General features: G+C 71.3%; 19 protein-coding genes. 8 read left to right on the top strand and 11 right to left on the bottom strand.

Going from position 1 to position 16,884, the window contains the following annotated elements; all coding sequences use genetic code 11:
* Window positions 1–15: 15 nt before the first annotated feature.
* From ACO0M4_RS16260 to ACO0M4_RS16250, 3 genes are all read right to left on the bottom strand, one after another.
* On the bottom strand, window positions 16–513 hold the full coding sequence (locus ACO0M4_RS16260; protein WP_430370931.1) for a nucleoside deaminase: 498 nt from the start codon (window positions 511–513) through the stop codon (window positions 16–18).
* A 47-nt stretch (window positions 514–560) separates the two neighbouring features.
* On the bottom strand, window positions 561–1,055 hold the full coding sequence (cynS, locus tag ACO0M4_RS16255) for a cyanase (RefSeq protein WP_430370929.1): 495 nt from the start codon (window positions 1,053–1,055) through the stop codon (window positions 561–563).
* 87 nt (window positions 1,056–1,142) lie between these two features.
* Window positions 1,143–1,760: a carbonic anhydrase gene (locus ACO0M4_RS16250; protein ID WP_430370928.1), complete on the bottom strand. Its 618-nt coding sequence runs from the start codon at window positions 1,758–1,760 to the stop codon at window positions 1,143–1,145.
* A 139-nt stretch (window positions 1,761–1,899) separates the two neighbouring features.
* On the opposite strand from ACO0M4_RS16250, the gene cynR reads away from it, so the two are divergent.
* Window positions 1,900–2,805 (top strand): transcriptional regulator CynR, encoded by a 906-nt coding sequence (cynR, locus tag ACO0M4_RS16245; protein ID WP_430370927.1) that lies wholly within the window; start codon window positions 1,900–1,902, stop codon window positions 2,803–2,805.
* Window positions 2,806–2,996: 191 nt separating this feature from the next.
* Here the strand turns inward: cynR and ACO0M4_RS16240 are convergent, their stop codons facing one another.
* Both ACO0M4_RS16240 and ACO0M4_RS16235 read right to left on the bottom strand, forming a co-directional pair.
* Window positions 2,997–4,076 carry an enoyl-CoA hydratase/isomerase family protein gene (locus ACO0M4_RS16240; protein ID WP_430370926.1) on the bottom strand — a complete coding sequence of 360 codons (1,080 nt, stop codon included), beginning with the start codon at window positions 4,074–4,076 and terminating at the stop codon, window positions 2,997–2,999.
* Window positions 4,073–4,225 carry a hypothetical protein gene (locus ACO0M4_RS16235; RefSeq protein ID WP_430370924.1) on the bottom strand — a complete coding sequence of 51 codons (153 nt, stop codon included), beginning with the start codon at window positions 4,223–4,225 and terminating at the stop codon, window positions 4,073–4,075. The genes ACO0M4_RS16240 and ACO0M4_RS16235 overlap by 4 nt, the downstream gene beginning before the upstream one ends.
* A gap of 6 nt (window positions 4,226–4,231) precedes the next feature.
* Here ACO0M4_RS16235 and ACO0M4_RS16230 point away from each other — a divergent pair, with 6 nt between their 5' ends.
* Complete coding sequence (locus ACO0M4_RS16230; protein WP_430370923.1) at window positions 4,232–4,675, top strand: SRPBCC family protein; 444 nt, start codon at window positions 4,232–4,234, stop codon at window positions 4,673–4,675.
* 109 nt (window positions 4,676–4,784) lie between these two features.
* Here the strand turns inward: ACO0M4_RS16230 and ACO0M4_RS16225 are convergent, their stop codons facing one another.
* A complete protein-coding gene (locus tag ACO0M4_RS16225) occupies window positions 4,785–5,588 on the bottom strand; it encodes an alpha/beta fold hydrolase (RefSeq protein ID WP_430370921.1) in 804 nt (267 codons plus the stop codon).
* Between the two features lie 124 nt (window positions 5,589–5,712).
* On the opposite strand from ACO0M4_RS16225, the gene ACO0M4_RS16220 reads away from it, so the two are divergent.
* Complete coding sequence (locus ACO0M4_RS16220) at window positions 5,713–6,504, top strand: GNAT family N-acetyltransferase (protein WP_430370920.1); 792 nt, start codon at window positions 5,713–5,715, stop codon at window positions 6,502–6,504.
* Here the strand turns inward: ACO0M4_RS16220 and ACO0M4_RS16215 are convergent.
* Window positions 6,477–7,457, bottom strand: a complete 981-nt coding sequence (locus tag ACO0M4_RS16215; protein ID WP_430370918.1) for a GlxA family transcriptional regulator — start codon at window positions 7,455–7,457, stop codon at window positions 6,477–6,479. The two genes, ACO0M4_RS16220 and ACO0M4_RS16215, sit on opposite strands and share 28 nt — an antisense overlap.
* A 190-nt stretch (window positions 7,458–7,647) precedes the next feature.
* Between ACO0M4_RS16215 and ACO0M4_RS16210 the strand changes: the two genes are divergently transcribed.
* From ACO0M4_RS16210 to ACO0M4_RS16195, 4 genes are all read left to right on the top strand, one after another.
* The gene (locus ACO0M4_RS16210) at window positions 7,648–8,319 is read left to right on the top strand and encodes a DJ-1/PfpI family protein (RefSeq protein WP_430370916.1); all 672 of its coding nucleotides are present in this window, start codon (window positions 7,648–7,650) and stop codon (window positions 8,317–8,319) included.
* Between the two features lie 13 nt (window positions 8,320–8,332).
* Complete coding sequence (locus ACO0M4_RS16205) at window positions 8,333–8,815, top strand: DUF2269 family protein (protein WP_430370914.1); 483 nt, start codon at window positions 8,333–8,335, stop codon at window positions 8,813–8,815.
* A gap of 1 nt (window position 8,816) precedes the next feature.
* Window positions 8,817–9,101, top strand: coding sequence for a DUF3817 domain-containing protein (locus ACO0M4_RS16200; protein WP_430370912.1), 285 nt, complete (start codon window positions 8,817–8,819; stop codon window positions 9,099–9,101).
* Window positions 9,102–9,241: 140 nt separating this feature from the next.
* Window positions 9,242–10,087 (top strand): DsbA family protein, encoded by an 846-nt coding sequence (locus ACO0M4_RS16195; RefSeq protein ID WP_430370910.1) that lies wholly within the window; start codon window positions 9,242–9,244, stop codon window positions 10,085–10,087.
* Between the two features lie 116 nt (window positions 10,088–10,203).
* Here ACO0M4_RS16195 and ACO0M4_RS16190 read toward each other — a convergent pair whose 3' ends face one another.
* From ACO0M4_RS16190 to ACO0M4_RS16180, 3 genes are all read right to left on the bottom strand, one after another.
* A complete protein-coding gene (locus ACO0M4_RS16190; protein ID WP_430370908.1) occupies window positions 10,204–11,808 on the bottom strand; it encodes an ABC-F family ATP-binding cassette domain-containing protein in 1,605 nt (534 codons plus the stop codon).
* Between the two features lie 145 nt (window positions 11,809–11,953).
* Window positions 11,954–12,877: an LLM class F420-dependent oxidoreductase gene (locus ACO0M4_RS16185; RefSeq protein ID WP_430370907.1), complete on the bottom strand. Its 924-nt coding sequence runs from the start codon at window positions 12,875–12,877 to the stop codon at window positions 11,954–11,956.
* A 159-nt stretch (window positions 12,878–13,036) separates the two neighbouring features.
* Window positions 13,037–13,828, bottom strand: a complete 792-nt coding sequence (locus ACO0M4_RS16180) for an SDR family oxidoreductase (RefSeq protein WP_430370906.1) — start codon at window positions 13,826–13,828, stop codon at window positions 13,037–13,039.
* Between the two features lie 285 nt (window positions 13,829–14,113).
* Here ACO0M4_RS16180 and ACO0M4_RS16175 point away from each other — a divergent pair, with 285 nt between their 5' ends.
* Window positions 14,114–14,671 (top strand): DinB family protein, encoded by a 558-nt coding sequence (locus ACO0M4_RS16175; protein WP_430370904.1) that lies wholly within the window; start codon window positions 14,114–14,116, stop codon window positions 14,669–14,671.
* A 144-nt stretch (window positions 14,672–14,815) separates the two neighbouring features.
* On the opposite strand, the gene htpG is transcribed toward ACO0M4_RS16175, so the two are convergent.
* Window positions 14,816–16,717 (bottom strand): molecular chaperone HtpG, encoded by a 1,902-nt coding sequence (htpG, locus tag ACO0M4_RS16170; protein WP_430370903.1) that lies wholly within the window; start codon window positions 16,715–16,717, stop codon window positions 14,816–14,818.
* Between the last annotated feature and the right edge of the window lie 167 nt (window positions 16,718–16,884).

Below are 16,884 nucleotides of genomic sequence, written 5' to 3'. Positions count from 1 at the left end.
TGGGGCGGAACGGCCCTACTGGCCGGGCACCGCGGTTGCATGGCGCTCGCCGCCGTTGTTCTCCTGCCAGAAGCGGTAGACGTCCACTGCCGCGTCGCTCGGTGCGTAGCGCATCGGCAGGCGGCGCTGGTCCCAGTCCTTGGCGAACTCGTCGTAGAAGGTGGCGAGTTCGAAGTACTTGCGGTCGTCTACGTAGTGCGGCTCGTAGGCGTCGCGTGTGGTGAGGAAGACGACCTCGTCCGGGGAGCAGTAGTACAGCGCGCCCAGGCACATCGGGCAGGGGTGGGCGAGGACGTAGATGGTGGTGCCGGTCAGGTGCTCGGTGCCCAGCTTCGTGCACGCCTCGCGGATGGCGAGGACTTCGGCGTGCGCGGTGGGGTCGTTGGTCTGGACGACCCTGTTGGGGCTTTCGGCCAGGATCTTGCCGTCCTTGACGATGACGGTGGCGAAGGGGCGGCCGCCCTCGATGACGTTCTGGCGGGCGAGGTCGACGGTGCGTTGGACGAAGTCCATGGGGTGGGGCTTCCTTCGGATGGGGACGGGTGGGTCGCTGGCCGGGGTCAGAAGGGCTTGGTCGGCAGGTACTTGCCATCCAGGGTGATGACGGCGCGTTCGCCGCCCTCGGGGTCGGCGACCTTCTTCACGTCCAGCTTGAAGTTGATCGCGCTGATGATGCCGTCCCCGAACTGCTCGTGGACCAGGGCCTTGAGAGTGGTGCCGTAGACCTGGAGCATCTCGTAGAAGCGGTAGATGGTCGGGTCGGTGGGGATGCCGCCGGGGATCGAACCGCGGGTGGGGATGGTCTGCAGCAGCAGCACCGCGTCCTCGTCGAGACCCAGCAGTTCGGCGACGGCCTGGGCGGACCGGGCCGGCAGGGCGTGCTGGCCGAGGACGGCGGCGGTGACGAAGGCGACCGACAGTTCGGCGGCATCGGCGATCTGCTGCCAGGTGAGGTTCTTGCGCGTCTTGGCCTCGACCGCGGCGTTGGCGAGGGCCTGGCGGGCGGCGGGGTGGAACTGGGCGTGGGGCGTGGTGGGGGTCGTGGCGTCCGCCATGGGAGAGGTTTCCTTTCGGAGGAGAGGAGAAGAGGAGGAGGAACGGAAGGGGGGAAGGGGGGAAGGGGGGAAGGAGGGGTAGGAGGGTCAGGCGGTGCGGGTTGCGTCGCGCGGGGTCGCCTCGCGTGGTGCTTCGGTTCGCTCCACGGCACCGGTCGCGATGTCGTAGACCCAGCCGTGCAGGCGGACCGCGTTCTCGGTGCGGGCCTGGGCGACCGCGGGGTGGGTGACCAGGTTGGCCAGCTGCGCGCGGACGTTCTGCCGTATCAGGTCGGCCACACCCCCGGCGTCCCCGGCGGCCGTGGCGCGGGCCCGGGAGGCGTCCGCATGGTGCAACCAGTGGGCAATCGCGGGAGTGCCAGAGAGGTCATGGTCTTCCGCGAGGGCGGTCATCGCCCCGCACGCCGAGTGTCCGCACACCACGATGTCCGTGACCCCGAGTACGGCGACGGCGTACTCGATGCTGGCCGTCACCCCGTCGCCGGACCTGCGGTCGTAGGCGGGGACGAGGTTGCCGGCGGTGCGGACGACGAACAGTTCGCCCGGCTCGCATGACGTGATCAGTTCCGGGACGACGCGGGCGTCGGAGCAGCCGATGAAGAGCGTGTGCGGTTGGTGGTGGCTGGCCAGGTGGCCGAACAGATCGGCCTTGGCCGGGTGGACGTCGCGTTGGAAACGCGCGACGCGCTCGGCGAGGTCAGGCATGGTCGTTCCCTTCGGTCGGTGCCGGCCGGTCCGGATTGGCTGGCGAGATCCACCATGCACGACCTGGCGCTATAGAGTCCAAGAGCTGCTAGCCATGTCTCCTATAGATCGCATCTATGGCTTCTTCTATAGTGGTGACATGGCCCTGGAACTGCGTCATCTGCGCTATCTGCTCGCCGTGGCGGAGCACGGCAGCTTCACCCGTGCCGCCGAGGACCTGCACATCTCCCAGCCGACCCTCTCCCAACAGATCAAACAGTTGGAGCGGACCGTGGGAGTGCAGCTGCTGGACCGCACCGGTCGCACGGTGCGGCTCACCGACGCCGGCGAGGCGTACACCCATCACGCCCGGCACGCCCTGCGCGACCTGGCCGCCGCTGAGCGGGCCGTCCATGACGTGCAGGACCTCTCCCGCGGCCATCTGCGCCTGGGGCTCACCCCGACGTTCACCGCCTATCTCGTCGGTCCGCTCACCGCCGAACTCCACGCGCGGCACCCCGGTGTCACCTTGGCGGTCCGGGAGATGCCGCAGGACCGCATCGAGACGGCGCTGCTGGACGACGAGCTGGATCTCGGCATCGCGTTCGCGGGCCCCCACCTGGCCGGGATCGAGGCGGCCGCCCTGTTCACCGAGACCCTGAGCCTGGTGACCGCCGCGCCCGGTCCCGGCGGCGGCCAGCCGGAGTCACTGCCGGTGACCGCCCTCACGGACCGCCAACTCGCCCTGCTCAGCGGCGACTTCGCCACCCGCACGCATATCGACGCCTACTTCGCCCGGCACCACGTCAGCCCGCGCATCGCGGTGGAGGCCAACTCCATCCAGGCGCTCACCGAGATCGTCCGACGCACGTCACTCGCGACCGTGCTCCCCGACGCCATCACGCACGACCACCCCCATCTGACCCCCCTGCCCCTCGCTCCTGCCCTCCCCACCCGGACCGTCACCCTGCTCCGCCGCACCGACGCCTACCGGAGCGCCGCGGTGCGCGCCTTCACCCGCCTCGCCCGGGAGCTCGTGCGCAGTCGTGGTTACGCGCCGGCCTGACGCGCGGCCGGTCGCGGTACCTCCGGCCCGCCAGGAAGCCGTACGAGAAGTTCGACTTCGTGCCCTGCGGGCCGTGCACGGACCACCGGCCCGACCCCAACAGTGCCGTTCACGACGCGCACGCTGTAGCCCCCGTGCCCCGGGCGGTGCCCGGGACGGACGGTCGGTGGCGTCGTCAGTGGTCCGTCCGGTCAGCCGCCGGTGGTCACCGGTCCGGTCTCGGGGCCGGTGGCGAGTCGGAGTTCGCGGTCGCCGAGCGGCGCGAAGAAGCGGGCGACGTCCGCGTCGGTCACCTCGGCGAGGGTGGCCGGGGACCACCGCGGGGTGCGGTTCTTGTCGATCACCTGGGCCCGGATGCCCTCGACCAGGTCGGGAGCGGACAAGGCCGCGCAGGAGACGCGGTACTCCTGGTCCAGAACGCGTTCCAGGGAGCCCAGTCGGCGGGCCCGGCGCAATGCGGCCAGGGTGACCTTGAGCGAGGTCGGCGACCTGGTGAACAGGGTTTCCGCGGCTTCCTTGGCCGCCTGGTCGTCGTCGACCGGCAGCCGTTCGAGGATCTCCTCGACGGTGTCGGCGGCGTAGCAGACATCGATCCACGACCGCCGCGCGGCGAGTTCGCCCAGCGGCGCCTGTTCGACGTACCGGCCGACGGCCTCGTGCGCGGGGACGTGGGCGAGGTCCGCGAGCAGCTGGGACAGGGACGCGGCGGGCACGAAACGGTCGGCGAGGCCGCACAACAGGGCGTCGCCCGCGCCGATCTGAGTGCCCGTCAGTGCCAGGTGGGTGCCGAGTTCGCCGGGTGCCTGGGCGAGGAGGTGGGTGCCACCGACGTCGGGGACGAAGCCGATACCGGTCTCCGGCATCGCGATCCGGGACCGCTCGGTGACGATGCGGACGCTGCCGTGTCCGGACACGCCGACCCCACCGCCCATGACGATGCCGTCCATCACGGCGACGTACGGCTTGGGGTAGTGCGCGATCCGCGCGTTGAGCCGGTACTCGTCGCGCCAGAAGGCGGCCGAGGCCGACCCGCCGCCGGTGCGGACGTCGTCGTGGATGGCGCGGATGTCGCCGCCCGCGCACAGGCCGCGCTCCCCCGCGCCGGTGAGCACGACGGTCTCGACGGCCGGGTCGGACTCCCAGGCGGTGAGCGCCTGGTCTATCCGGCGCACCATGGCGTGGGTGAGGGCGTTGAGTACCCGTGGGCGGTTGAGGGTGAGGTAGGCGGCCCGGCCCTCGGTCCGCAGCAGCACGGTGTCGTCGGCGGTCACTGGGACACCTCCGTGGTGCCGGTGGTGGTGGCGGTAATGGTGCGCATGGTGGTGACGGTTCCTTCCGGGAGTGGGGCACGGGTCTCGCTGACGATGTTCTCCGTGCCCTGGGCGTTGCGGGATCCGGCGCTGCGCCGGCTGTTTAGCATGGGCCGGTGGCCGTGTTCCGGGTCGAACGTACAACGCCCCTCTCCCCCGACGTCGCGTGGCAACGGCTGACGGACTGGGAAGCCCACGCCGCGCACGTGCCGTTCACCACGCTCACCGTGACGACACCACCGCCCACCCGGGAGGGGACCACGTTCGTCGCCCGTACCGGCCTCGGCCCGCTCGGGTTCGACGACGTGATGCACGTCGTGCGGTGGGAACCGCCGGACGCCGCCGGCGCGGTGGCGGCGGGCCGGTGCCGGCTGGCGAAGCGGGGGCGGGTCGTGGCCGGGTGGGCCGAGATCGAGGTGGGTCCCGGGGCCGGGGGTTGTCGCGTCGTCTGGCGCGGCGAGGTGCGCCCGCGCGGGATTCCCGGCGTCTTCCGCCCAGTGGTGGCCCGGTCGGCGCGGTGGTTGTACGGCCGTGTCGTGGACGGCCTGCTCGGCCCGTAGCCCGTGCGTGTCGGCCCGTAGCCCGTGCCTGACAGCGCCCGGCCGGTGCACCGCACCCCCGGAGCCGGCCGTACGGGCCGACCGCGTACGGGCCGACCGCCGCGGCCCCTCACAGCGCGGTGAGGAACTCCCTTACGGCCGTGGCGAATCCGGCCGGATCGTCGCCGTGCAGCCAGTGGCCGCACCCGGGGAACTCCCGGAGGGTGGTGGCCGGCCGTCGCTCCGCCATCTCCCGTGCCATCGACGTCGGCAGCACGAAACTGTCCAGGCCGTGCAGCAGCAGCGCCGGACAGTTGGTGGCCAGCCAGTCGGGCCACCAGTCACCGATCAGCGCTTCCTGTGACCGCACCATGTCCTCGTGGCCGAAGAGGAATCCCCAGCCGTCGGGGCGTTCGACGGCGCTCTCCAGGAAGTAGCTCGCGTCCGGGATCCCGCGGGCCTCCACCTGGCGGCGCAGCTCGCCCAGCGTCGGTGCGCGGCGCGGCCAGTCCCGGACGTCCAGAACCGGATGGGCCACCTCGGGCCGGCGGTTGAGTGCGCCGGCCTCCTCGATGATCAGCGCCCGGGCCAGTTCCGGATGGCGCGCGGCCAACCGGAAGGCCACGACCCCGCCCATCGAATGGCCGAGCAGCACCAGCGGCCCCAGCCCCCTCGCCCGCACGAACGCGGCGGCGTCGGCCACGTAGGCGTCCGGGGACATGTCGTCGTCGTGTGCGCTGAGCCCGTGGCCACGTTGCTCCAATGCGATCACCCGGAACTCCGGTGCCAGGGCGGCGGCCAGTCCGGCGAACGCCCGGGCCCGGCCGAAGTGCCCGTGCAGGGCCAGCACCGGCACCCCCGGGCCACCGGAATCCGCGTAGGCCAGTCGCCGGCCCCGCACCGTCACGGTCTCCATGGTCATGGTCGAAGTCATGGTGGTGCCTCTCCGAGTCCGATCTGACGAGGGGTGGTGGACGACGATAACCGCGGCGCCTGCCGGGCCCAACGCACCGGCCGGGCCCGGAAAACCAGTTGCCACCGCCCGTACTGTCGTGTGCGTGACGGACATCGACGGCTTGCTCGCGGCCTACGAAGAGCAGATGCGGGGCGTACCGCCGACCCCTCCCCACGGGGTCTGCTACGAACAGGACGGTCCGGTGCTGCGGGTCGTCGGCCAGTTCCGCGGCTTCGTGAGCACCCCGTCGGACGTCGGCGTGCGCGGTGCAGAACTGGACCAGCTGATCGCCCGCCAGCGTGACTACTTCGCCGCCCGCGGCGAGGCGGTGGAGTGGAAGACCCGCGGGCACGACCGGCCGGCGGACCTCACCGACCGGCTGCGTGCCGCGGGCTTCGTCCCCGAGGAGCCGGAGACGGTGCTCATCGGCCGGGCGGACGAGCGGGCCGCGGCTCCGGTCCTGCCGGACGGCGTCGTCCTGCGGCAGGTGACCGCGGACGCCGACATGCACCGCATCGCCGCGATGGAGTCGGCGGTCTGGGGGCAGGACTGGAGCTGGCTCGGCGAGGACCTGATCAGCCGGGTCGCGGCGGACCCGGACGGGATCGCCGTCATGGTGGCCGAGGCCGGCGGCGAGGTGGTCTGCGCGGCGTGGTTGGTGTTCCGCGAGGGCACCGAGTTCGCCGGTCTGTGGGGTGGTTCGACGGTCCCCCAGTGGCGCGGCCGGGGCATCTACCGTGCGCTGGTCGCCGCCCGCGCCGAACTCGCCGTGGCCCGCGGCGTCCGGTTCCTCCAAGTCGACGCCTCCGCGGACAGCGCCCCCATCCTGCGGCGGCTGGGCTTCCGCGCCGTCACCACCACCACGCCCTACGTCTGGTCGCCGCCCCGGCCCTGACCCGCGGCGGACCGGCCCTGGAAGGCGGTGCGGTAGGCGTGCGGGGTGGTGCCGACCACCCGGCGGAACCGTTCGCGGAAGGCGGTCGGCGAGCCGAAACCGGCCTGGTGGGCGATGCGTTCGACCGGGTGGTCGGTGTTCTCCAGGAGGTACTGGGCCCGGCGGACCCGGGCCCGGAGCACCCATTGCACCGGGGTGGTGCCGGTCTGTTCGCGGAAGCGCCGGCTGAAGGTCCGCTCGCTCATGCCGGCGCGGTGCGCCATGTCCTTGAGGGTGATGTCGTGGGCGAGGTCGTCCTCGATCCAGTCCAGTACGGGCTGGAGCGTGGAGCCCTGCGGCACCGGCGGATGTGCGTGGACGATGAACTGCGCCTGGCCGCCTTCCCGTTCCAGCGGCATGACGGACATCCGTGCCGCGTCCGCGGCGACCGCCGAGCCGAGGTCGCGGCGGATCATGTGCAGGCACAGGTCCATGCTCGCCGCGGCACCGGCCGAGGTGAGGATCTGGCCGTTGTCGACGTAGAGCACATCGGGCTGAACGTCGATGCGCGGGTAGCGGCGGGCGAGTTCGGCCGCCGCCACCCAGTGGGTGGTGGCCCGCAGACCGTCCAGCAGCCCCGCTTCGGCCAGGACGAAGGCGCCGACGCAGACCGAGGCGATCCGGGTCCCGGCGGCCGCGGCGGCGCGGAGTGCGCGCAGTGCCTCCGGAGGCGGTGCGGGGGCCCGTTCCGCACAGCCAGGCACGATGACCGTGTCGGCCTCTGCCAGTGCTTCCAGTCCCCGTTCGACGTGCAGGGCGAAGCCCTCGGTCCGCACCTGTGGGGTGGGGGCGCAGATCCGCGTCCGGTACGGACGGCGGCCGTCGGGCAGCCGGGTGCGGCCGAAGATCTCCAGGGGGGCCGCCAGATCGAACGGCACCACGTGGTCGAGGGCGAGGATGGCCACCGTGTGCATGGCCACACGATAGTCGGGTTCCCGCCAGCAGCCAGAGTGCGAGGTGGGCGGCTCCCGTGCTGCTGGATGCCCCTGTGTGAGGGCTGGCGGGAATCCGTTGCTCATTGTCGTTCCAGCCGCTGTGCGGGCTCCGTCGATCTTCCTAGCGTGGGTCGGGCACTGGTGATCACGACCGGAGAAGAGGCACCGCATGCTCGCCCAGTTCGTTCTGTTCGACGGATTCGACCCGTTGGACGTCGTCGCGCCCTACGAGGTACTGCACTGCGCCGGTGAACTCACCGCCGGCGCCGTCCGTACGGAGCTGGTCAGTGCCGAAGGGCCGCGGGAGGTTCCCAGCGGGCTGGCGGACGTGTCCCTGCGGGCCACCGCGGCACTGGACCCGGAGCGCGCCGACCTCGTCGTCCTGCCCGGCGCGGTGGGCGAGCTGAGCGATCCGGCGGGGCTGACCGAGGCGGAGCGGGCGCGGACGATCCCGGCGATCCTGCACCGCGCCCTCGACACCGCTCTGCCGCGCCTGGTCGGTGCCGCGCTGGCCCGGCCGGAGACACTGGTGGCGGCGGTCTGCGGCGGATCCCTGATCGTGGCGATGGCCGGACTCGCCCAGGGACGCCCGGTCACCACCCACCACCTCGGCCGACAGCTCCTGGACGGCACCGGCGCCCAGCACGTCGACGCCCGGGTCGTCGACGACGGTGACCTCCTCACCAGCGGCGGGGTCACCTCGGGCCTGGACCTCGCGCTGCACCTCGTCGAACGGGAAATCGGCCCCCGGGTGGCGTGCGCCGTCGAGCAGGCCCTGGTGTACGAGCGCCGCGGGATCGTCTGGTCGGCCACCGGTGCCGTTCCGGCCCTCGCCCTGTGACGGCGGCCACCCGATGACGAAGATCCTGCTCTCGCTGCACGTGCTGGCCGCCATCATCGCGGTCGGCCCGGTCACCGTGGCCGCCAGCATGTTCCCGCCCGCCGTCCGCCGTGCCGGGGCGCGGGGCCACGGGGCGGCCGACCGGCCGGAGGCGGTGGGCACCGTACGCCTGCTGCACCGCATCTGCCGGGTGTACGCCGGGGTCGGCCTGGCCGTGCCGGTCCTCGGCTTCGCCACCGCCTCCGCCATGGGAGTCCTCGGCGACGGCTGGCTGCTCACCTCCATCGTGCTGACCGCGGCCGCCGCCGGCGTCCTGGCCGTCCTCGTGCTGCCGCGGCAGGACCTGCTGGTGGCCGCCCTCGACGAGGACGCACCGGCCGCCCCGGACCGTGCCGGAACCTCTCAACTGGCCATGTTCACCGGCCTGTTCAACTTCCTCTGGGCGGCCGTGACCATCCTCATGATCGTCCGCCCCGGTTCGTCCACAGGAGCCTGACGTGCCCGATCCGTATCCCCGCCGCCCACTGCGCACCGCCGCCACCGTCGAGCTGATCTCGCTGATCGTTCTGCTGACCAACCTCGCGACGGTCCACCTGCCGGCCGTCGCCTCGCTCGCCGGCCCCCTCCACGGCTGCGCGTACCTCTTCACCATCGGAGCGGTCGCCCGCGATCCGCAACGCACCGGTCGGCCGGTTATCCTCGCGTGTCTCCCCGGCATCGGCGGCCTGCTCGCCCTGCACAGACTCACGCACACCGGTCCGCTCGCCGTCCGAGCTTCCTGACCGGGGTGCGGCGCCTCCGGCCGCCCCGGCCGGAGCAGCGCGCGGGCCCCGAGCCCGGGGTGGCCGGCGGATGCTGCCACACTGTGCGTGCCGCAGCTGTGCCCGCTCCCCGCGGTAGCGGCTGAGGACGGCGCGGTTTTGTGATCGGCGCCGTCGGCAAGCACATCGAACTGCCTGGTGAAAGGGTGCGCATGGTGGCCTCCGCAGGGAACACGAACAACGACGACACGACGACAAAGAGCTCCGGCGGCAAGTGGCGCACCTACACGCTGACCGCCGTCGGCCTCGCCGTGGTCTGCGGGGCAGCCGTCGTGGTCGGCCAGTTCTCCCGGGCCAGTGAGGCGACCGCGTTCGAGGCGCCCTCCGGTGCCGTGGGCACGTCGGACGCCACGAAGCTGGCCCTGCCGGTCAAGCCGACCGTGCCGGTCACGCTGACGGTGTACGAGGACCCGCGGAGCCCCCGCTCCCGCGATTTCGCCCAGCAGTACGCCGCCACGTTCTCGCAGCTCCTCGCGTCCGGCCAGGCCCAGGTCGAGTACCGCCTGGTCACCCAGAGCGATCAGCAGTACGGGGGGACCGGTGCGAAGGAAGCCGCCGCCGCGGCCGCCTGTGCGCAGGACCAGGGCCGCTTCCCCGAGTTCATGGACGAGCTCTGGAAGCGCCAGCCGGCTCCGCAGACCGACGGCCTCAAGGACCCCAAGCTCCTCAAGGCGATCGCGAAGAAGGCCGGGAAGATCCAGCACGACACGTTCGACCTGTGCCTGGACCGCAACCAGCGCCAGGGGTGGGTGAAGAAGTCGCAGGAGGATTACGCCGCCTCGGGCCTGGGGCCGGTCCCCGTCGTCCAGATCAACGGACAGACCCTCGCGGACCCGGCGAAGCAGCTGACGCCGAGCAAGCTGGCCGCGCTGGTGGCCAAGGAGGCGCGTCAGGTGGCGGCCGCCGCCCCGGCCAGCCCCGCGCCCACGGCCACGCCCACGCCGTGAGGTGAGGGCAGCGTGATCCCGGGCCCCGGCCGCCGACGCGGCCGGGGCCCGATTCGATCGCTGTCCGCCCTGATCAACCCTGATCGGTCCAAGTAGGTCCGCTGAGGCCGGATCGGTCAGGCGAGGGCAACCAGGTCCCGGTACTCCTCGCTCCACAGGTCCTCGTCCGCGTCCGGCAGAAGCAGCACGCGGTCGGGGCGCAGGGCATCGAGGGCGCCCTCGTCGTGGGTGACCATCACGATCGCGCCGGGATAGGAGTCGACCGCGGACAGGACCTCGTCGCGGGAGGCCGGGTCGAGGTTGTTGGTCGGCTCGTCCAGCAGCAGCACATTGGCTCCGGAGTGGACCAGCCCGGCCAGCGCCAGGCGGGTCTTCTCTCCGCCGGAGAGGACTCCGGCGGACTTGTCGGCGTCGTCCCCGGTGAACAGGAACGCGCCCAGGACACGTCGGGCGTCCTGGTCCGTCAGGTGCGGGGCGGCCGCCGCCAGGTTTTCCCGGACCGTGCGGGCGCCGTCGAGGGTGTCGTGTTCCTGGGCGAAGTAGCCGAGTCGTAGCCCCTGGCCGTGCACCACGCGACCGGCATCCGGGGTTTCCGCGCCGGCCAGGAGGCGGAGCAGGGTGGTCTTCCCAGCGCCGTTGAGGCCGAGGATCACCAAGCGGCTGCCCCGGTCCACGGCGAGGTCCACGCCGGTGAGGACCGCGTGGTCGCCGTAGGACTTGGCGAGGCTGATCGCACCGAGCGGCATCCGTCCGCAGGGTTGCGGTTCGGGCAGCCGGATCCTGGCGACCTTCTCGGTCCGTCGGGCCGGTTCCAGGTCGGCCAGCATGCGGTCGGCGCGGCGGGCCATGCTCTTGGCCATCACGGCGGTGGCCGAGCGGGCCTTCATCTTCTCCGCCTGGGCGTGCAGGGCCGTGGCCTTGCGTTCGGCGTTGGCCCGTTCGCGGGTGCGGCGTCGGGCGTCCGTCTCCCGCTGCGCGAGGTACGTGGTCCAGCCGGTGTTGTGGAGGTCGATCGTCGCGCGGGTGGCGTCGAGGTGGAAGACGCGGTTCACGACGTCCGCGAGCAGGCCGGTGTCGTGGCTGATCACGACCAGTCCGCCCTGGTGGGTCCGGAGGAAGGTGCGGAGCCAGCCGAGGGAGTCGGCGTCGAGGTGGTTGGTGGGCTCGTCCAGCAGCAGGGTGCCGTCGTGCCCGGCGAACAGGATGCGGGCCAGTTCGACCCGGCGCCGCTGGCCGCCGGAGAGCGCTCCGACCGGCCCGGCCAGTGCCCGCTCCGGCAGGCCGAGGCCCGCGGCCACCCGGGCGGCCTCGGCCTCCGCCGCGTATCCGCCGCCGGCCTGGAAGGCGGCCTCCGCGTGGGCGTAGGCGGCCATCGCCCGTTCCAGCCCGCGGGGGCCGTCGGCGTCCGCCATCGCGGACTCGGCCGCGCGGAGCCGGCGCAGGGCGGCGTCCAAGTGGCGGGCGGAGAGGATCCGATCGATGACGGACCCGGCCGGGTCGGCCGCGCGGGAGTCCTGGGCGAGGTGGACGACCGGGCCGGTGTGGGTGATGCTCCCGGCGGCGGGCTTGGCCCGTCCGGCGAGGGTGGTCATCAGGGTGGTCTTGCCCGCCCCGTTACGGCCGACCAGGCCGATCCGGTCGCCGGGAGAGATGGTGAACGACACATCGGACAGCAGCAGGCGGGCGCCGGCACGCAGCTCGACATCACGAATGGTGATCATGGGTTAACGCTCCGAAAAAGCACGAGGACACACTTCTGGCGGGGAAGCGGGTCCTCGGCTAGGAAATTCGGGGCGTAGACATGCGCACACCGTAACGGGCGGCCTCCGGCCGGCGCATCCGCATTTCTCCGGGCGGGGTGCCTGGTCAGCCCGCCAGCTCGCCCAGGAGTGCCCAGGTGCGGCGTCGGTCGGCGGCGCCGGCGACCTCCGTCCCGGCGAACACCACCTCGGTCGCTCCGGCGTCGCGGTAGCGCCGCACCTCGGCGGCGACCTTCTTCTCGTCACCGATCACCGCGACGTCGGCGGCCCGCTGGCCGCCGGACAGCCCGATGACCCGGGCGTAGGAGGGAACCTGCTCGTAGAACGCCAGATTCTCGGTGACCGTGGCCCGGACGGCGTCGACGTCGTCGGTGACCACGCCGTGGACGAGTGCCACGATCCGGGGTGCGGGGCGCCCGGCGGCCTCGGCGGCCGCGGTGACGGCCGGGACGATGTGTTCGGCGAGGGCTCGGGGTCCGGCGAGGTAGGGCAGGATCCCGTCGGCCAGCTCGCCGCTGACCCGCAGTGCCTGCGGTCCCATGGCGGCGACCAGCAGCGGGACGCCGGGCTCCGCACCGGGCACCCGGGCCGGGACCGGCGTGGTCGCGGTGAGCAGTTCACCGTGGAAGTCGGCACTGCCGGTTTCGTTCAACTGCCGTACCGCGGTGAGGAATTCACGCAGCCGGGCGATGGGCCGCTCGAAGGGGATGCCGAAGCCCACCTCGGTCAGGAGTTTGGTGCCGAGGGCGAGTCCGAGGTGGTAGCGGCCGTGCGTGGCCGCCTGCGCGGTCTGGGCCTGACTGGAGACGTGCAGCGGGTGCCGCCCGAAGACGGGGATGGCGGACGTGCCCACGTGCAACCCCGGTACTTCGCGGCCGACGATCGCGGCGAGCTGGGGCGAGTCCGCGCCGAAGGTCTGGCCGAACCAGGCGGAGCGCAGTCCGGCGTCCGCGGCCTCCTTGGCGAGCTGCACGCTCGCGTCGATCTGATTCGTGGGGTCGATCGGATTGAGGGAAACTCCAACAGTCATGTCCCTTCAAAACAGTCCGGGTTGATGCCTGATTCCCGTTTTTGTGTGACGGCTTGATGCCGGGCGTTTGTCATGGGGCCGGGTGGTCAGGGGCGGGCCTCGCCGCCCGCGCTCACGACGCTCCCGGTCATCAGCTTGCTCCTGCTCTTCCGACTGCTTTCACAGCCTGACGCCGCCGGTGGCGTCGATCACCTTGCCGGTGACCCACCGCGCGTCGTGCGAGGCGAGGAATGCTACGACATCGGCCACGTCGTCCGGCTGGCCGACCCGGCCCAACGCGGCCCGTGCGGCGGCGTCCGCCTCTGCGGCCGGGTTGCCGCGCAGCCACTCGGCGTTCACGTCGGTGTCGATGATCCCCGGCGCCACCGCGTTGGCAGTGATGCCTCGGGAGCCCAGTTCCTTGGCCAGATTGAGGGTGAAGTTGTCCAGCGCGCCCTTGGTGGCGCCGTAGGCGATGGCCTCGGGCATGGCCAGACGACCGGCGCCGCTGGAGACGTTGATGATCCGGCCGCCGTCCCGCAGACGCTTGAGCCCCTCCCGTACGACGAAGAACGGGGCGCGGACGTTGACCGCGAAGACCCTGTCGAAGTCGTCCTCGGTCAGTGCGGGAAGGGCCGCCAGCATCGCGATTCCCGCGTTGTTGACGATGATGTCGACCGCCGGCTGCGTCCCCGTCCCGGGGGCGCATTCCGTGATCCGTTCGTCGAAGGCCGACCACAGGTCGACGGCGTCGCCCCGGTGGCCGAGCGGCGCGTGCAGCGCGACGGCGCGGCCGCCGTCCTTGCGGATCGTTGCGACCACCTCGTCCGCCGCAGCCGCGTCGCGGGCGTAGGTCAGCGCGACCACGGCCCCGTCGCGGCCGAGTCGTTCGGCAATGGCGCGCCCGATCCCCCGGCTGCCACCGGTGACCAGGGCGATCTTTTCGTCGAGCGGGCGGGGGTTGTGGGTCATGGCAGGTGAGTCCCTCTTTGGTGTGCGGGCGCTGGTGCGCGCGCTGGTGATCGGGACGCTAAAGCCTCACACGGATGTCAGAGTCAAGCTGCGGCACTCCGACGGAGGGGTCGGGCGGCGGCCGACGGCGGTACGGATACCGAGGGTTGGCTCCCGCCTCGATCGACTCCGCCTTCTGGGATCCAGGGGAACCAAGGGTTCCGAGGCATCTAGGACAGAAACTGACCTCGATGGTCTTTAGCGTGGTCCTGACCGACGGAACGGGAACACCGAAAGGCGAAGACCATGACCGACAACGACGTGACCACCCGCGACCTGACCGCGCAGCCGGCCGTCACTGATGAGCGCGCCGAATGGCTTGAAAGCCTCGCCAAGCACCGGCATTTCCTGCGCTTCACCACCCGGGACCTCACCGACGAGCAGGCCGGACTGCGGACCACCGCCAGCGAGTTGTGCCTGGGCGGCCTGATCAAGCACGTCACCTCGGCCGAGCGGCTCTGGGTGGACTTCATCCTGAACGGCCCCTCGGCGCTGCCGGACTTCACGGCGATGACCGAGTCCGACTGGGCCCGTCGAGCAGACGATTTCCGGCTGCTGCCAGGGGAGACGCTGGCCGGCGTATTGGCCGCGTACGAGGAAGTGGCCCGCCGGACCGACGAGGTGATCGCCACCCTGCCCGACCTGGGCCGCTCGTGGCCACTGCCCAAGGCCCCTTGGTTCGAGGCCGATGCGCAGTGGTCGGCCCGCCGGGTGCTGATGCACATCGCCGCGGAGACCGCTCAGCACGCCGGCCACGCCGACATCATCCGTGAGGCCCTGGACGGTGCCAAGAGCATGGGGTAGGTGCTGTCGCCACGCTCCCGTCGTCCGCCTGCCGGGCGGAGGACGGGAGCGTGACGACAGGTTCGGGGGCGCCGATACGAAGGGGGGGGAGACCCGCGCATGAGGGTCTCCCCGTTCATCCCCCCGTCGCGGAGCGGGGGATGGTCACAGGGTGCGTTCCAGGCGGTCCGCCACGACCTTCACGAAGCGTGCGGGATCGGCCGGCCGGCCGCCCTCCGCCAAGACGGCCAAGGAGTAGAGCAATTCGGCGGTCTCGGTGAGGTCGGAGCGGTCCTCGCGTTCCCGGTACGCCTGGTTCAGGCCCTTCACCAGCTGGTGGCCGGGGTTGAGTTCGAGGATGCGCTTGGTGCGCGGCACTTCCTGGCCCATGGCCCGGTACATGTTCTCCAACGCCGGTGTCATATCGTCCGCGTCCGCGACGACGCAGGCCGGCGACACCGTCAAGCGCGACGACAGGCGCACCTGCTTGACGTCCTCGTCCAGTTGCTCCCCCATCCAGTCGAGCAGGCCCGCGTACTCCTCGGCCTGCTTCTCCCGCTCGCCCTCGGACTTCTCGTCCCCCTGCGCACCGAGGTCGATCTCCCCCTTGACGATCGACTGGAGCCGCTTGCCCTCGAACTCACCCACTGCGTCGACCCACACCTCGTCGACGGGGTCCGTGAGCAGGAGTACCTCGATGCCCCGCTCCCGGAGGGCCTCCACGTGGGGGGAGTTGTCGATGCTCTGCCGGGACTGGCCGGTGATGTAGTAGATGTCCTCCTGCCCGTCCCGCATCCGCTCGACGTACTGCGCCAGCGTGACCGTCTCGTCCTCGCCGTGCGTGGTCGCGAACGACGACACCGCGAGCACGGCGTCGCTGTTGTCGGAGTCGGTGACCAGCCCTTCCTTCAGCACGGCGCCGAACTCCCGCCAGAACGTGGCGTAATGCTCGGCGTTGTTGGTCATCATGCTCTTGATCGACGACAGCACCTTCTTCGTCAGCCGCCGCTGCATCATCTGGATGTGCCGGTCCTGCTGCAGGATCTCGCGGGAGACGTTGAGCGAGAGGTCCTGTGCGTCGACCACGCCCTTGACGAAGCGGAGGTACGGCGGCAGCAGCGCCTCGCAGTCGTCCATGATGAACACGCGCTTCACGTACAGCTGCACCCCGCGCTTGAAGTCCTGGGTGAACAGGTCGTGCGGGGCGTGCGACGGGACGAACAGCAGGGCCTGGTACTCGAAGGTCCCCTCGGCCTGCAGCTGGATGGTCTCCAGCGGGTCGCGCCAGTCGTGGCTGATGTGCTTGTACAGCTCGTGGTACTCGTCCTCGGACACCTCGTCACGGGAACGCGCCCACAGCGCCTTCATCGAGTTCAGGGTCTCGGGTTCGGCCGGCCCGTCGTCCTCGCCCGCCGGCTGCCCGACCAGCTTGACGGGCCAGGTGATGAAGTCCGAGTAGCGCTTGACGATCTCCTTGATCTTCCACACCGAGGTGTAGTCGTGCAGCTGGTTGTTGGGGTCGGCCGGCTTGAGGTGCAGCGTGATCGAGGTGCCCTGCGGCACGTCGTCGGTCTCCTCCAGGGTGTAGGTGCCCTCGCCGCGGGACGTCCAGCGGGTGCCCTTCGTCTCGCCCGCGCGCCGCGTCAGCAGGGTGACCTCGTCCGCCACCATGAAGCCGGAGTAGAAGCCGACGCCGAACTGGCCGATCAGCCCCTCCGCGCCGGCGGCGTCCTTCGCCTCCCGCAGCTCTCGAAGGAACTCGGCCGTGCCCGAGTTGGCGATCGTGCCGATGAGCTGCCCGACCTCGTCGTACGACATCCCGATGCCGTTGTCCCGCACCGTGAGCGTGCGGGCGTCCTCGTCGATCTCCAGCTCGATGTGCAGGTCGGAGACGTCAGCGTCGAGTGAGTCGTCGCGCAGCGCGGCCAGGCGCAGCTTGTCCAGCGCGTCGGAGGCGTTGGAGACGAGTTCACGCAGGAAGACGTCCTTGTTCGAGTAGATCGAGTGGATCATCAGCTGGAGCAGCTGACGGGCCTCTACCTGGAACTCAAACGTTTCGGTCGGCATGGTGGGCTTTTACCTCACTTGGTCCGTGGATCACCGATAACTGACGCCGTCACTGTAATGAAGAGCGTCCGCCAGTAGGTGATCGGATGGGTGCACAGCGGTGTCACGAGTCTGCGGCAACCGGTCCGCTTCGTGCAACGAAAGGATCATGGACCTGCGCAGGCTGT

Source organism: Streptomyces sp. RGM 3693, assembly GCF_050471125.1.
Classification (GTDB): domain Bacteria; phylum Actinomycetota; class Actinomycetes; order Streptomycetales; family Streptomycetaceae; genus Streptomyces.
Note: the sequence above shows the minus strand (reverse complement) of the source record. Positions and strands in the feature narration are given on the sequence as shown.

What these genes read in the sequence shown, in the direction of transcription:
- ACO0M4_RS16260 (WP_430370931.1), bottom strand. Translation starts at nt 513, where the DNA reads ATGGACTTCGTCCAACGCACCGTCGACCTCGCCCGCCAGAACGTCATC.
- cynS (WP_430370929.1), bottom strand. Translation starts at nt 1,055, where the DNA reads ATGGCGGACGCCACGACCCCCACCACGCCCCACGCCCAGTTCCACCCC.
- ACO0M4_RS16250 (WP_430370928.1), bottom strand. Translation starts at nt 1,760, where the DNA reads ATGCCTGACCTCGCCGAGCGCGTCGCGCGTTTCCAACGCGACGTCCAC.
- cynR (WP_430370927.1), top strand. Translation starts at nt 1,900, where the DNA reads ATGGCCCTGGAACTGCGTCATCTGCGCTATCTGCTCGCCGTGGCGGAG.
- ACO0M4_RS16235 (WP_430370924.1), bottom strand. Translation starts at nt 4,225, where the DNA reads ATGCTAAACAGCCGGCGCAGCGCCGGATCCCGCAACGCCCAGGGCACG.
- ACO0M4_RS16225 (WP_430370921.1), bottom strand. Translation starts at nt 5,588, where the DNA reads ATGACTTCGACCATGACCATGGAGACCGTGACGGTGCGGGGCCGGCGA.
- ACO0M4_RS16215 (WP_430370918.1), bottom strand. Translation starts at nt 7,457, where the DNA reads ATGCACACGGTGGCCATCCTCGCCCTCGACCACGTGGTGCCGTTCGAT.
- ACO0M4_RS16210 (WP_430370916.1), top strand. Translation starts at nt 7,648, where the DNA reads ATGCTCGCCCAGTTCGTTCTGTTCGACGGATTCGACCCGTTGGACGTC.
- ACO0M4_RS16205 (WP_430370914.1), top strand. Translation starts at nt 8,333, where the DNA reads ATGACGAAGATCCTGCTCTCGCTGCACGTGCTGGCCGCCATCATCGCG.
- ACO0M4_RS16190 (WP_430370908.1), bottom strand. Translation starts at nt 11,808, where the DNA reads ATGATCACCATTCGTGATGTCGAGCTGCGTGCCGGCGCCCGCCTGCTG.
- ACO0M4_RS16185 (WP_430370907.1), bottom strand. Translation starts at nt 12,877, where the DNA reads ATGACTGTTGGAGTTTCCCTCAATCCGATCGACCCCACGAATCAGATC.
- ACO0M4_RS16180 (WP_430370906.1), bottom strand. Translation starts at nt 13,828, where the DNA reads ATGACCCACAACCCCCGCCCGCTCGACGAAAAGATCGCCCTGGTCACC.
- ACO0M4_RS16175 (WP_430370904.1), top strand. Translation starts at nt 14,114, where the DNA reads ATGACCGACAACGACGTGACCACCCGCGACCTGACCGCGCAGCCGGCC.
- htpG (WP_430370903.1), bottom strand. Translation starts at nt 16,717, where the DNA reads ATGCCGACCGAAACGTTTGAGTTCCAGGTAGAGGCCCGTCAGCTGCTC.